The sequence below is a fragment of the Micromonospora sp. NPDC049151 genome (genome assembly GCF_040648395.1).
Taxonomy (GTDB): domain Bacteria; phylum Actinomycetota; class Actinomycetes; order Mycobacteriales; family Micromonosporaceae; genus Micromonospora.
On the sequence record NZ_JBEZDP010000014.1, the window covers coordinates 95,147 to 107,976 of the forward strand.

12 protein-coding genes are annotated in these 12,830 nt (G+C 72.6%); 5 read left to right on the forward strand and 7 right to left on the reverse strand.

Annotated elements, in window-relative coordinates; genetic code table 11:
• Nucleotides 1-155 precede the first annotated feature (155 nt).
• The gene (locus AB0B20_RS17995) at nucleotides 156-932 is read left to right on the forward strand and encodes an HAD-IIB family hydrolase (RefSeq protein WP_357381227.1); all 777 of its coding nucleotides are present in this window, start codon (nucleotides 156-158) and stop codon (nucleotides 930-932) included.
• A 119-nt stretch (nucleotides 933-1,051) separates the two neighbouring features.
• A complete protein-coding gene (locus tag AB0B20_RS18000) occupies nucleotides 1,052-2,839 on the forward strand; it encodes an adenylyl cyclase (protein ID WP_357381229.1) in 1,788 nt (595 codons plus the stop codon).
• A 47-nt stretch (nucleotides 2,840-2,886) separates the two neighbouring features.
• Here AB0B20_RS18000 and AB0B20_RS18005 read toward each other — a convergent pair whose 3' ends face one another.
• Together AB0B20_RS18005 and AB0B20_RS18010 are read right to left on the reverse strand one after the other, a co-directional pair.
• The gene (locus AB0B20_RS18005; protein ID WP_357381231.1) at nucleotides 2,887-3,477 is read right to left on the reverse strand and encodes an ATP-dependent Clp protease proteolytic subunit; all 591 of its coding nucleotides are present in this window, start codon (nucleotides 3,475-3,477) and stop codon (nucleotides 2,887-2,889) included.
• Between the two features lie 125 nt (nucleotides 3,478-3,602).
• Nucleotides 3,603-4,244: a helix-turn-helix transcriptional regulator gene (locus tag AB0B20_RS18010; protein WP_357381233.1), complete on the reverse strand. Its 642-nt coding sequence runs from the start codon at nucleotides 4,242-4,244 to the stop codon at nucleotides 3,603-3,605.
• Between the two features lie 273 nt (nucleotides 4,245-4,517).
• On the opposite strand from AB0B20_RS18010, the gene AB0B20_RS18015 reads away from it, so the two are divergent.
• The gene (locus AB0B20_RS18015; protein ID WP_357381235.1) at nucleotides 4,518-5,531 is read left to right on the forward strand and encodes a potassium channel family protein; all 1,014 of its coding nucleotides are present in this window, start codon (nucleotides 4,518-4,520) and stop codon (nucleotides 5,529-5,531) included.
• A 23-nt stretch (nucleotides 5,532-5,554) separates the two neighbouring features.
• Here AB0B20_RS18015 and AB0B20_RS18020 read toward each other — a convergent pair whose 3' ends face one another.
• Nucleotides 5,555-6,037 carry a MarR family winged helix-turn-helix transcriptional regulator gene (locus tag AB0B20_RS18020; protein ID WP_357381237.1) on the reverse strand — a complete coding sequence of 161 codons (483 nt, stop codon included), beginning with the start codon at nucleotides 6,035-6,037 and terminating at the stop codon, nucleotides 5,555-5,557.
• A gap of 83 nt (nucleotides 6,038-6,120) precedes the next feature.
• Here AB0B20_RS18020 and AB0B20_RS18025 point away from each other — a divergent pair, with 83 nt between their 5' ends.
• Nucleotides 6,121-6,768 carry an NAD(P)H-dependent oxidoreductase gene (locus AB0B20_RS18025; protein WP_357471825.1) on the forward strand — a complete coding sequence of 216 codons (648 nt, stop codon included), beginning with the start codon at nucleotides 6,121-6,123 and terminating at the stop codon, nucleotides 6,766-6,768.
• 79 nt (nucleotides 6,769-6,847) lie between these two features.
• Here the strand turns inward: AB0B20_RS18025 and AB0B20_RS18030 are convergent, their stop codons facing one another.
• The 3 genes from AB0B20_RS18030 to AB0B20_RS18040 all read right to left on the reverse strand — a co-directional run bounded on the left by AB0B20_RS18030 (nucleotide 6,848) and on the right by AB0B20_RS18040 (nucleotide 11,331).
• Nucleotides 6,848-7,882 (reverse strand): 2-oxoacid:ferredoxin oxidoreductase subunit beta, encoded by a 1,035-nt coding sequence (locus AB0B20_RS18030; RefSeq protein ID WP_357381241.1) that lies wholly within the window; start codon nucleotides 7,880-7,882, stop codon nucleotides 6,848-6,850.
• Nucleotides 7,875-9,722, reverse strand: a complete 1,848-nt coding sequence (locus tag AB0B20_RS18035) for a 2-oxoacid:acceptor oxidoreductase subunit alpha (RefSeq protein ID WP_357381243.1) — start codon at nucleotides 9,720-9,722, stop codon at nucleotides 7,875-7,877. Before AB0B20_RS18035 ends, AB0B20_RS18030 begins: the two co-directional genes overlap by 8 nt.
• 196 nt (nucleotides 9,723-9,918) lie before the next feature.
• Entirely contained in the window at nucleotides 9,919-11,331 is a 1,413-nt protein-coding gene (locus tag AB0B20_RS18040; protein ID WP_357471828.1) for a hypothetical protein, read from the reverse strand.
• Between the two features lie 124 nt (nucleotides 11,332-11,455).
• On the opposite strand from AB0B20_RS18040, the gene AB0B20_RS18045 reads away from it, so the two are divergent.
• On the forward strand, nucleotides 11,456-11,833 hold the full coding sequence (locus AB0B20_RS18045) for an NADH-quinone oxidoreductase subunit A (protein ID WP_030501070.1): 378 nt from the start codon (nucleotides 11,456-11,458) through the stop codon (nucleotides 11,831-11,833).
• A 28-nt stretch (nucleotides 11,834-11,861) separates the two neighbouring features.
• Here the strand turns inward: AB0B20_RS18045 and folP are convergent, their stop codons facing one another.
• Nucleotides 11,862-12,731 carry a dihydropteroate synthase gene (gene folP / locus AB0B20_RS18050; protein WP_357471831.1) on the reverse strand — a complete coding sequence of 290 codons (870 nt, stop codon included), beginning with the start codon at nucleotides 12,729-12,731 and terminating at the stop codon, nucleotides 11,862-11,864.
• Nucleotides 12,732-12,830: the final 99 nt, after the last annotated feature.

A 12,830-nucleotide genomic window follows, 5' to 3' on the forward strand; every position in this document is an offset into this window, starting at 1 on the left:
GTCGAACGTCGGGAGCGGGAAGCGGGGCCCGCCCGGAGGCCTGCCGCGTTACTCTCCGTCAAGAGGGCGTGCCGCCTGCCGGGTCCTCAGGCCGGTGCCAGGACCCGTCGGTACCCTGGCATGTCCTGGCCTGTCCGCGACGACATGAGGTATTCGTGAACGATCTTCGAGTGGTGGCGTTCGATCTCGACGACACCCTGGCGATTTCCAAGTCCCAGATCGATCGTCGGATGGCGGAGTTGCTCGGCCACCTGCTCACCGAGGTGGACGTACTGGTCATCTCCGGTGGCCGGTTCGAGCAGTTCCAGTCGCAGGTGCTCGCCCACCTCGAACTCACCGAGGAGCAGCGCCGCCGGCTGCACCTGATGCCGACCTGCGGCACCCGCTACTACCGGTGGTCCGACGGGGACTGGCGGCAGGTCTACGCCGAGGACCTCACCGAGGCCGACAAGGCCCGCGTCGTCGCCGCGCTCACCGAGTCGGCGCAGGCGCTGGGCCTGTGGGAGACGAAGACCTGGGGCGACATCATCGAGGACCGGGGCAGCCAGATCACGTTCTCCGCGCTGGGGCAGTCCGCCCCGCCGGCCGAGAAGTACGGCTGGGATCCGGACGGCGACAAGAAGCGGCGGCTGCGCGACGCGGTCGCGGCGAAGCTGCCCGACCTGGAGGTGCGCGGCGGTGGCTCGACCTCGATCGACGTCACCCGCAAGGGCGTGGACAAGGCGTACGGCATGCGCAAGCTGCTGGAGCACCTGGATCTGAAGATCGACAACGTGCTCTTCGTGGGTGACCGCCTGGATGTGGGTGGCAACGACTACCCGGTCAAGGCGATGGGCATCCGCTGTGCGGCGGTCACCCGCTGGGAGGAGACCGCCGACTACGTCGAGAAGCTCGTCGACGACCTGGTGAAGCGGCGCGCCGAGCGCGCCTGAGCACGGACCGCAGCAGGGCCCGCCGGTTTCGGAACCGGCGGGCCCTGGCGGTATCGACGGCGATGGGGTAGGAACAGCGAGAGAGCGCTCTCCCGTCCCATCACCGAACAGGCAGGCAGATGCGATCACCCGACCCCTCCCGCCGCCGTTTCCTCACCCTCACCGCCTCCGCGGCCTCGCTCACCGCCCTCGGCCTCCCGGCCGGCGCCGCAGCCGCGTCCCCGGCCGCGCGCCCGGCCCGCGAGCCCGACTTCGGACCGAACGTCTTCGTGTACGACCAGGACACGCCGGTCGAGGAGATCCAGTCCACGCTGGACCGGCTCTTCACCGCCCAGGAGCGCAACGAGATGGGCTTCGACAGGTACGCCGTGCTGTTCAAGCCCGGCCGCTACGAGGTGGACGCCCGGCTCGGCTACTACACGACTGTCGCCGGTCTCGGTACCCACCCGGACGACGTGGAGATCCACGGCGCGGTCCGGGTGGTCGGCCAGCCGGACCCGAACTCGCCCGCCGGCATCTCCGCGCTCACCAACTTCTGGCGTTCGGCGGAGAACCTCGCCGTCACCCCGACCGACTGGTCGAACCAATGGGCCGTCTCGCAGGCGTCACCGATGCGCCGGGTGCACGTCAAGGGCGTGCTGTGGCTGGAACCCGGCAACGGCGGCTACTCCAGCGGCGGCTACATCGCCGACTCCAAGGTGGACGGCATCACGATCAACGGCTCACAGCAGCAGTGGCTCACCCGCGACAGCGAACTCGGCGGCGAGTGGACCAACGGCGTGTGGAACCAGGTCTTCTCCGGCGTGATCGGCGCGCCCGCGCAGGGCTTCCCCGACCCGCCGTACACCACGCTGCCGAGCAGCCCGGTGACCCGGGAGAAGCCGTACCTGTTCGTCGACGCCCGGGGCGCCTGGCGGGTCGCCGTACCGCGCCTGCGCCGGAACACCGCCGGCACCACCTGGGCCGCCGGTGGCGCTCCGGTGCCGTCGCTGCCGCTGTCCGCGTTCTTCCTGGCCCGGCCCACCGACTCGGCGAAGCGGATCAACGCGGAACTCGCTCGCGGCCGGCACCTGCTGCTCACCCCCGGCGTCTACCACCTCGACCGGGCGCTGCGGGTACGCCGCCCGGACACCGTCGTGCTCGGCCTCGGCATGCCGAGCCTGGTGCCGGACCGGGGGGACGCGGCGCTGCGGATCGAGGACGTGGACGGGGTCCGCGTCGCCGGGGTGCTCGTGGACGCCGGGCCGGTCGAGTCACCGGTGCTGGTCGAGGTCGGCACGCGGCACTGCCACCGGTCCCACGCCACGAACCCGATCTCGCTCCAGGACGTCTTCTTCCGCATCGGCGGCCCGTACGCCGGGCGGGCGGCTACCAGCCTGGTGGTGCACAGCCGGCACACGCTCATCGACAACATCTGGGCCTGGCGCGGCGACCACGGCCGGGCGGGCACGATCGGCTGGACGGTGAACACCGCCGCCACCGGCGTGATCGTCAACGGCGACGACGTGACCGCGTACGGGCTGTTCGTCGAGCACTACCAGCGCTGGCAGACGATCTGGAACGGTGAGCGCGGCCGGACCGTGTTCTACCAGAGCGAGCTGCCCTACGACCCGCCGAGCCAGGCGGCCTGGCGCAGCCCGACCGGCAACGGCTGGGCCTCGTACAAGGTGGCCGACCACGTCCGCACGCACGAGGCGTGGGGACTCGGCGTGTACTCGTACTTCAACCAGGGCGTGGACATCCGCTGCGACCGGGCGATCGAGGCGCCGCGCCGGGCGGGCGTGCGGTTCCACGACGCGATCACCGTGTTCCTGGACGGCAGCGGCGGCATCGAGCGCACGATCAACGAGGCCGGCACTCCCGTCGTCGGCTCGTACGGCACCAGCCCGGTGGTCAGCTACCCCTGACCGGCGTCGGGACGGCCCGGCCGGATCATCGGCCGGGCCGTCCCGGCTCACCCGGCGAGCTGGTCGACGCGGGTGAGCACCTGGTCGACGAGGCCGTACTCGCGGGCCTGCTCGGCGGTAAACCAGCGGTCGCGGTCCCAGTCGCGCTGGATTTCCTCCAGCGTGCGCCCGCTGTGCTGGGCGATCAGCTCCTGCATGGTGCGCTTGACGTGCAGCATGTTCTCGGCCTGGATGGTGATGTCCGCGGCGGTGCCGCCCATTCCGCCGGACGGCTGGTGCATCATGATCCGCGAGTGCGGCAGCGCGAACCGCTTGCCGGCCGCCCCGGCGCAGAGCAGGAACTGCCCCATCGACCCGGCCATGCCGAGCGCCAGCGTCGCCACGTCGTTCTTGACGTACCGCATGGTGTCGTAGACGGCCATGCCGGCGCTGACCGAGCCGCCCGGCGAGTTGATGTAGAGGAAGATGTCGCGCTCCGCGTCCTCGGCCGCGAGGAGCAGGATCTGCGCGCAGATCTGGTTGGCCGACGCGTCGGTGACCTCGGTGCCGAGGAAGATGATCCGTTCCTTCAGCAGCCGCTCGAAGACCCGGTCACCGAACGCCGGCTGTCCCTCGTCGAGCATCCAGATGCCACCCATCGCCGCCCACCTCCGTGCCGCCGGTGGGCGGGGGACCGCCCGGGAACCGGCGGTCTCCAGCGTCCGCCGGACGCACCCGCGCGGCCCAGGCTTTCTGCCCCGGGCAGATTCGCCCTGGGCAGAAGCTACGCGGCGACCGGCCGCCGCCGGCCGGCGCGGGCCCGTCGCCGGGCCACCGCCGATGAGATACGCGGACGGGGGCGGACGGCCGGGGCGGAGGGAGCCGGCCAGATCCGGATGCCGCCGGAGAACCCGATCGGCGTGGCGGCGTCGAACGCCGGACCGAGCGGCGCCGGCCCGAGCCCGACGGGCCGCAGCGCGCCGCCCAGCAGCGGCGTGGCGGTGACCGGCCGGCGGGCGACGTGCGGCCGGAGCGAGACGGCGGGCCGGCGGGACACGGGCGGCCGGGGCGACACGACCGGGCGGCGCGTGACGGACAGCCGCGGCGGGCCGACCCGCAGCTGTGGCCCGGTGCGCGCGGCCGGCACCCGGTCGAACCGGGCCGCCGAGATCCCGGGGCCGACCGGCGTCGGCCGCTCCCGGCGCAGCTCGTCGCGGGCCTCTTCGAGCAGGTCGGCGAGGTGGATCCCGAGCGCGCGGCAGATCGCGGCCAGCACCTCGGAGGAGGCCTCCTTGCGCCCGCGTTCGACCTCGGACAGATAGGGCAGGGAGACGCCGGCGGCCTGGGCCACCTCGCGCAGCGTGCGGCCCTGGCGCAGGCGGATGCGCCGCAGCACCCCGCCGATCACGCGTCGCAGCAACGACATGCCGGCCTCCTCGCGGTCGCCGTCCGGACGTCCCCATCATGCCCCGTCCACGCCCCCGGCACCTGCCCGGTCAGCCCCCGTGTACCGACCGGGCAGGTGTGGATCAACGCGGGACGACCGGTCGGTCATCAGTCTCACCCGTGACGGCGCCGATGGATGTGACGAAATCCTTACCGCTCGCGGCGACGGACCGGCCCCTGCCCGACCAGCCGGCTCGGGGCGTACCCGCTATCTTGAGGGCGTGCAGGCGACGGTGGCGGAGCGGGACCGACGGTGATCCATTTTCCCGCGCAGCGGCGGGGGCCGCTGAGCGCGCTGAGTCTGCGCCTGCTCGCCGCCCTCGGCCTGGTCTTCGCCACGGTGTTCGTGGTGTGGCTCGACCGCGACGGCTACCGCGACGTCGACGAGAGCGGCCTGACCCTGCTCGACTGCTTCTACTACGTGGTGGTCTCGCTCTCCACCACCGGGTACGGCGACATCACCCCGGTCAGCCCGTCCGCCCGCCTGGCCAACGTCCTGTTCATCACCCCCGCCCGGGTGCTGTTCCTGATCATCCTGGTCGGCACCACCCTGGAAGTCCTGACCGAGCAGTACCGCACCGGGCGTCGCCTGTCGCGGTGGAGGAGAACCGTGAAGGACCACGTCATCATCTGCGGCTACGGCACCAAGGGCCGCAGCGCGGTCTCCGCCCTGCTGGAGAACGGCACGGACAAGTCCAAGATCGTGGTGGTCGAGCGGAGCGGGCCCGCACTGCGGCAGGCCACCTCCAACGGGCTGGTGACGATCGAGGGTTCGGCTACCCGGTCGTCGGTGCTGGAGCAGGCGCACGTGCGTACCGCGAAGTCGGTCATCATCGCGACCGACAGCGACGACGCGTCGGTGCTGGTGGCGCTCACGGTCCGGCAGCTCACCGCCGGCCAGGTCCGGATCATCGCGGCGGTACGCGAGGCGGAGAACGCGCCGCTGCTCAAGCAGAGCGGCGCCCACCACGTGATCGTCTCGTCGGCCACCGCGGGCCGGCTGCTCGGCCTGTCCACCTCGGCCCCGCCCCTGATCGACGTGGTGGAGGACCTGCTCACCCCGGGTCAGGGCATGGCGCTGGCCATGCGGTCGGCCGAGCGTGACGAGGTGGGCCGCTCACCCCGTGAGCTGGAGTCGCTCGTCATCGCGCTGGTCCGCCGGGGCAAGGTGGTCACGCTCAACGACCGTGCGGGCGCGGTGATCGAGACCGGCGACATGCTCGTCCACGTCCGGGACGACCGGCCGCAGGCCACCACCGCGCTCTGACCGCGCCCCGCTGAGCGCGACGTTCAGCAGGTGCCCGGGCCGCCCTCCGCGAGCACTTCGCCGCACGTCGACGACCGGCCCTGGGTGGCCCGTCGTAGCAGGTCGTAGAGCAGGTCCCGCTCGCCGGGAGCCAGCGCGCCGAGGACCTCCTCCTCGGCTCCGGCGAGCGCGCACTCGGCCTCGCGGAGCCGCCTGGTGCCCGCCTCGGTGAGGCGTACCTCGTGCCGTCGGCGGTCCTCCGGGGAGCGGCGGCGCTCGGCCAGGCCGTCCGCCTCCAGGTCGTTCAGCAGCCCGACCACGTTCGTGCTGTCGATCTGAAGCGTGCCGGCGAGCGCCTGCTGGCTGATGCCGCCGGAGTCGCGCAGCACTGTGAGCGCCACCAGGTGGCGTGGGCGCAGGCCCAGCGGGGTCAGCACCGACTCGGAGCGCAGCCGCATCCGCCGGGCCAGATGGTCGAGCAGGGGCCCGGAGCGGCGCTCGGACTCCTCGACCGGTGCGGCGGACATGTGACCCAGTTTACGCGCCCCGGGAAACATCGACCTGCTATAAATAGTTTGTTCTACACAAACGATCGATGGAGGAGAAAGAAATGGCTCACCTGCTGCACATCGACTCCAGCATCACGGGGGAGCGGTCGATCAGCCGACGGCTCACCGCCCGTGCCGCCGCCGCCTGGCGCGCCGCCCACCCGGACGGCACCGTCACCTACCGCGACCTGGGCCAGAACCCGCTGCCACACCTGGACACGGCGAGCGGTCTCGCGCGCATGGTGCCGCCGGATCAGCACACCCCCGAGCAGGCGGCGTCCTGGCGGCGGACCCAGGAGGTGGTGGCCGAGGTGAAGCAGGCCGACACGGTCCTGCTCGGGCTGCCGCTCTACAACTACGGGCCGCCCAGCAGCGTGAAGTCCTGGGTCGACCACCTGATCGCCCCCGGCATCGCGTACGACCCGGTGACGAACGCCGGGCTGCTCGGCGACCGCCAGTTCGTCGTCCTGGTCAGCCGCGGCGGCGGGTACGGCGCGGGCACCCCGCGGGAGGGCTGGGACCACGCCGAGCCGTGGCTGCCGCACGGCCTCTCCCTGACCGGGCTGGAGCCGCGGTTCATCTGCGCCGAGCTGACCCTGGCCCCGGTCAACCCGGCGATGGCCGAGCTGATCCCGCTGTTCGAGCAGAGCCTCGCCGCTGCCGAGCGGGCCGTCGACGAGCTGTGGGTGCCCGCCTCGGCGGCCGCCTGACCAGGCTGCGCCACACGCGAAGGGCGGGCCGTTCCGCGGGGGAACGGCCCGCCCTCTCGCGTGACGGGTCAGCGGCGGATCAGAGGATCGTCCAGGTGTCGCCGCTGCCGAGCAGGGCGGCGAGCTGCTGCTCCGGGGTCTGGTCGACGCTAGCCCTGGCGGCCGCGACCTGCTCCTGCACGGTGCTGTCGTAGGAGGGGCGGCCCACCGAGCGGAACACTCCGATCGGGGTGTTGCTCAGGTCCAGGCCGGGCAGCCGGGACAGCGCGAACGCGTACGCCGGGTCGGCCACCGTGGCATCGTGCACGACGATCTCCTCGGCCGGGGTGTTCGCGGTCTCCCGCACCTCCAGCCCGAAGCCACCCGGCGGGTGCACCACGCAGAACTGCCCGTCCTTGCCGAACGTGATCGGCTGCCCGTGCTCCAGCCGGATCAGGAAGTCGTCCCGGGTGGCCGGCTCCTTCAGTGGGTCGAACGCGCCGTCGTTGAAGATGTTGCAGTTCTGGTAGATCTCCACGAACGCCGAACCCTCGTGCTGGGCGGCGGCCCGCAGCACCGACTGGAGGTGCTTGCGGTCCGAGTCGATCGTCCGGGCCACGAACGTGGCCTCCGCGCCGAGTGCCAGCGACAGCGGGTTGAACGGGGCGTCCGCCGACCCGACCGGCGTCGACTTGGTGATCTTGCCGACCTCGGAGGTCGGCGAGTACTGGCCCTTCGTGAGCCCGTAGATCCGGTTGTTGAACAGCAGGATCTTCAGGTTCACGTTGCGGCGCAGCGCGTGGATCAGGTGGTTGCCGCCGATGGAGAGCGCGTCGCCGTCACCGGTGACCACCCAGACCGACAGGTCCGGCCGGGACACCGACAGGCCGGTGGCGATCGCCGGGGCGCGGCCGTGGATCGAGTGCATGCCGTACGTGTTCATGTAGTACGGGAAACGCGACGAGCAGCCGATGCCCGAGACGAAGACGATGTTCTCCCGGGGGATGTTCAGCTCCGGCATGAAGCCCTGCACGGCGGCCAGGATGGCGTAGTCGCCGCAACCGGGGCACCAGCGCACCTCCTGGTCGGACTTGAAGTCCTTGGCGGTGAGCTTCAGGGCGACGGGCTCAGACATTCTTCAGGACCTCTTCCAGCATCGTCTCCAGCTCGGCGGCGGTGAACGGCAGGCCGCGGACCTGGTTGTAGCCGATCGCGTCGACCAGGTACTTCGCCCGGATCACGTGGGCGAGCTGGCCGAGGTTCATCTCCGGCACGACCACCCTGTCGTAGCGGCTCAGCACCTCGCCGAGGTTCGCCGGCATCGGGGCCAGGTGCCGCAGGTGGGCCTGGGCCACCGAGAGCCCGCGCTGGCGCAGGCCACGGCAGGCGGCGCCGATCGGGCCGTACGTCGAGCCCCAGCCCAGCACCAGCACCCGGGCGTCGCCGTCCGGGTCCTCCACCTCGACGTCCGGCACCGGGATGGTCTCGATGCGGGCCGCCCGGGTCCGCACCATGAAGTCGTGGTTGGCCGGGTCGTACGAGATGTCGCCGGTCTTGTCGGCCTTCTCCAGGCCGCCGATCCGGTGCTCCAGGCCGGCCGTGCCGGGCACCGCCCACGGGCGGGCCAGCGTCTGCGGATCCCGCAGGTACGGCAGGAAGGTCGTGCCGTCCTCGCCGTTGGGCTCGGTGGCGAACTCGACCCGCAGGTCGGGCAGCGACTCCACGTCCGGCAGCAGCCACGGCTCGGAGCCGTTCGCGACGTAGTTGTCGGAGAGCAGGATCACCGGGGTGCGGTAGGTCAGCGCGATCCGGGCCGCCTCCAGCGCCGCGTGGAAGCAGTCCGACGGGGACTTCGGCGCGATCACCGCGACCGGCGCCTCGCCGTGCCGGCCGTACAGGGCCATGTTCAGGTCGGCCTGCTCGGTCTTGGTGGGCATGCCGGTGGACGGCCCGGCCCGCTGCACGTCGACGATGACCAGGGGCAGCTCCAGGGCCACCGCCAGGGAGATCGTCTCGCTCTTGAGCGCCACGCCCGGACCGCTCGTGGTGGTCACGCCGAGCGAGCCGCCGTACGACGCGCCGAGCGCCGCCCCGACCGCGGCGATCTCGTCCTCGGCCTGCATGGTGACCACGCCGAACCTCTTGTGCTTGCTCAGCTCGTGCAGGATGTCCGAGGCCGGCGTGATCGGGTACGCGCCGAGGAACACCGGCAGCCCGGAGCGCACCCCGGCGGCCACCAGACCCAGCGACAGCGCCGCGTTGCCGGTGATGTTCCGGTAGGTGCCCGGCAGCATCCTGGCGGGCTTGACCTCGTACCGGACGGAGAAGTCCTCGGTCGTCTCGCCGAAGTTCCAGCCGGCCCGGAACGCGGCCACGTTCGCCGCCACCAGCTCGGGGCGGGCCGCGAACTTGCGCTCCAGGAACCGCAGGGTCGACTCGTACGGGCGGGAGTACATCCAGCTCAGCAGCCCGAGCGCGAACATGTTCTTTGCCCGCTCGGCGTCCTTCTTGGACACGTCGTGCTCGGCCAGCGCGCCCACGGTCATCGAGGTGAGCGCCACCGGGTGCACCGCGTATCCGGCGAGCGAGTCGTCGTCGAGCGGACTCGTCGCGTAGCCGACCTTGGCCAGGTTGCGCCGGGTGAACTCGTCGGTGTTGACGATGATGTCCGCCCCGCGCGGCAGGTCCGCCAGGTTGGCCTTCAGCGCCGCCGGGTTCATCGCCACCAGCACGTTCGGCGCGTCACCCGGGGTCAGGATGTCGTAGTCGGCGAAGTGCACCTGGAAGCTCGACACGCCGGGCAGGGTGCCGGCGGGAGCGCGGATCTCGGCGGGGAAGTTCGGCAACGTGGAGATGTCGTTGCCCAACTGCGCCGTCTCCGAGGTGAACCGGTCGCCGGTGAGCTGCATGCCGTCGCCGGAGTCACCGGCGAACCGGATGACCACCCGGTCCAGTTGACGGATCTGCTTGGTCACACCCGCACCTCGCTTAACTGAGCGCCGTCACCCTCGCCGGTCCGGCCCGCTCCGATTCTCACGTCAGAGCCTACGTCGCCACGTTAGGGCCACCTTGGTCGAGGTCCGACGTATGGGACTGGATCGGGCTGCTGTATGCCCTGCTTTGCAGCGTTTAGTACCTGGGCCCGTAACCCAGATCACCACATATCCATGATCACCTGTCGGCGACCGGCCGCTCCGGCGCGGTGATGTCGCTGCGGCGGCGCAGCGAGCGGGTCGCCAGAGCCAGCGCGAGCACGACGAGGAGACCGGACACGGCGATCAACGCGATGGCGGCCCCCCGGACCGAGGTGCCGTCACCGTCGCGTTCGCCGGCGGCGACGAGCACGCCCTGCGAACCGGTCGGGGCCGGCGCGGCGACCGGCGGCGTGGCGTCCGCCGCGGCGGCGCTGATCCGGAAGCTCATCTGCACCTGCCGGTCCCGCCCGCTGCGCGGGTCCAGCCGGCCGATCACCGCGCCGGACAGCGGTGCCAGCCGCTGGGCCTCCGCCGAGGCGGCGAGCGTCAGCCGTACGCCGCCGGTCCGCCCCGCCGCCAGCACGCCCAGATCGCAGCGGGTCCGGTCGGCCGAGACCGGGGCACAGCCGGGCTCGCTGCCGGCGACTGTCACCCCGGCGGGCAGGAGAACGTCGATCCGGCCGGCCGCGTCGACCCGGCCGGTGTTACCGAGCCGGACGGTGAGCGTCGCGGGAGCGCCGCTGATGTCGAACAGCACCTCGTCGGCGCGGAGCGAGATGCCGGGTACCGGCGGCCCGGGCGGGAACAGCACGGCGAAGCCCTCGTCGTCGTACGCCGCGCCGCTGACCCCGGGTGCGACGGCGGTGACCTGGACCGACCCGGCCAGCGGCATGGTCCGCCAGGCGTCGCCGTCGACCCGGACCCGGATGGTGGCGCTGAACCGGGCGCCCGGCTCCGCGTCCCACCCGGCGCAGCGGTGGTTGCCGCCACCGGCCGGCTCGCAACCAGGGGTGCCCGCGTCGGACAGCCCGGGCGGCAGCGTGTAGCCCAGGCTGATCCGCTCCGCCCGCCCACCGGTGTTCGTCACCGTCACCCGTAGCGCGGCCACCGTGGCGTCGGCGTTCCAGTAGGCCGGCGGCAGCACCACGTCGCCGGTGTTCACGCGTACCCCCAGAGGGCCGCCGGCCGGCTGCGCCGGCGGGGGCGGTGGTGCCTTGACCGGCGGCACGACGGGCGGCGGCACGGGCGCCGTGGTGGCCGGCGCGGCGGTGGTCGGCGCCGGATCGGCGGGCGCGCTGGCCGGCGGCGCGGCCGGCGAGGTGGGGGCCGGCGCCGGGGGCGTGGTCGGTGGCGGCGGCGCCTCGGTCGGCGGCGGGGCCGTCGCCGTGGGCGCCGGGTCGCCGCTGGGCGCCGGACCGGACGGCTCGCCGCCGGGGTCGCCGCCCGGCTCCACCGGCTCGATCGCCCGGAGCACGGCCGCCGGGCCCGGGTGCGCGACCGCCCCGGCGGGCACCACCGCCACCATCGCCGCGACGAGCACGGGCGCCAGCACCGCGAGGGTACGGCGGAACGCGGCCCGCCGATCGGGCGCAACGCTGAGGCGGGGCATCTGTCCTCCGGACGATCAACGGGATCCCATTATTCGGTGATACTTGCCATCAGGCACTAGTCCTGCCAGGAAACAAATTCGTAACGTGTCCGGGACATCTGGACGAGACCGGTACGCTCCGGTCGTGACCGGATACCTCGGCTCGTACGCCACGCTCGGTCTGCTGCTGCTCGCCGCCGTGCTCTTCTTCGTGACGGCGTTCTCGGCGAACCGGGTGTTACGTCCGAGCCGGCCGGCCGAGCCGTGGGGCAAGCGGGCCACGTACGAGTGCGGCATCGACCCGGTCGGCGGCGACTGGGCGCAGATGCAGATCAGGTACTACGTCTACGCGTATCTCTACGTGCTCTTCGCGGTCGAGGCGGTCTTCCTGTTCCCCTGGGCGCTGGTCTTCGACCGGCCCGGATTCGGCGCCACCACGGTCGTGGAGATGGGCGTCTTCGTGGCGATCGTCGCGCTCGGCATCCTCTACGCGTGGCGGCGCGGCGTCCTGCGCTGGACCTGACCAGCGGCCCGGCACCGGGCCCGGCCCGCTAGGCCAGCCCGCGCCGGGTCGCCGCCGGCGGCCGGTCGCCCCGGATCGACGCCACCATGTCCAGCACCCGGCGGGTCTCGCGGACCTGGTGGGCACGGAACACCCGGGCGCCGAGCCAGGCCGAGACCGCCGTGGCGGCGAGCGTCCCCTCCAGCCGCTCGGGCACCGGCAGGTCGAGCGTCTCGCCGATGAAGTCCTTGTTCGACAGCGCCACCAGCAGCGGCCAGCCCGTGTCGGTCAGCTCCGACAGCCGCCTGGTGATCTCCAGCGAGTGCCGGGTGTTCTTGCCGAAGTCGTGCGCCGGGTCGATCAGGATGCCGTCCCGGCGCACACCCAGCCCGACCGCGCGTTCGGCCAGGCCGGTCACCGTGCCGAGCACGTCGGCCACCACGTCGTCGAAGGCGGCCCGGTGCGGCCGGGTACGCGGGGCGAGCCCGCCCGCGTGCGAGCAGACCAGGCCGGCGCCGGTCGCCGCGGCGACCCGGGCCAGCGCCGGGTCCGCCCCCGACCAGGTGTCGTTCAGCAGGTCCGCGCCGGCCACTACCGCCTCCACCGCCACCTCGGCACGCCAGGTGTCGATGGAGACGACCACGTCCGGGAAGGCGGACCGGACCGCGGCGATGGTGTCCACCGTCCGCCGGATCTCCTCGGCCACGTCCACCTCGTCGCCCGGCCCGGCCTTCACCCCGCCGATGTCGATGATCTCGGCGCCCTCGTCCACCGCGCGTTCCACCGCGCGCAGCGCGCTGTCCTGGGCGAAGGTGGCGCCCCGGTCGAAGAACGAGTCGGGCGTGCGGTTGACGATAGCCATCACCACCAGCTCACCGGGGCCGAACGTCCGTCCGCCCAGCCGCAACGCCCCGGTCATGCCCGCCTCCTCGCCGCCGGACCGCACCGGCCGGTCCGACGCTATCCGGTCCCGCCCGCGTCGCCCGCGCCGCCCGTGCCGGTACCGCGCGGCGGACGC

Excerpts from the sequence above, each read along its gene's own strand:
- AB0B20_RS18000 (WP_357381229.1), top strand. The coding sequence starts at position 1,052 with ATGCGATCACCCGACCCCTCCCGCCGCCGTTTCCTCACCCTCACCGCC.
- AB0B20_RS18005 (WP_357381231.1), bottom strand. The coding sequence starts at position 3,477 with ATGGGTGGCATCTGGATGCTCGACGAGGGACAGCCGGCGTTCGGTGAC.
- AB0B20_RS18010 (WP_357381233.1), bottom strand. The coding sequence starts at position 4,244 with ATGTCGTTGCTGCGACGCGTGATCGGCGGGGTGCTGCGGCGCATCCGC.
- AB0B20_RS18020 (WP_357381237.1), bottom strand. The coding sequence starts at position 6,037 with ATGTCCGCCGCACCGGTCGAGGAGTCCGAGCGCCGCTCCGGGCCCCTG.
- AB0B20_RS18025 (WP_357471825.1), top strand. The coding sequence starts at position 6,121 with ATGGCTCACCTGCTGCACATCGACTCCAGCATCACGGGGGAGCGGTCG.
- AB0B20_RS18030 (WP_357381241.1), bottom strand. The coding sequence starts at position 7,882 with ATGTCTGAGCCCGTCGCCCTGAAGCTCACCGCCAAGGACTTCAAGTCC.
- AB0B20_RS18040 (WP_357471828.1), bottom strand. The coding sequence starts at position 11,331 with ATGCCCCGCCTCAGCGTTGCGCCCGATCGGCGGGCCGCGTTCCGCCGT.
- folP (WP_357471831.1), bottom strand. The coding sequence starts at position 12,731 with ATGACCGGGGCGTTGCGGCTGGGCGGACGGACGTTCGGCCCCGGTGAG.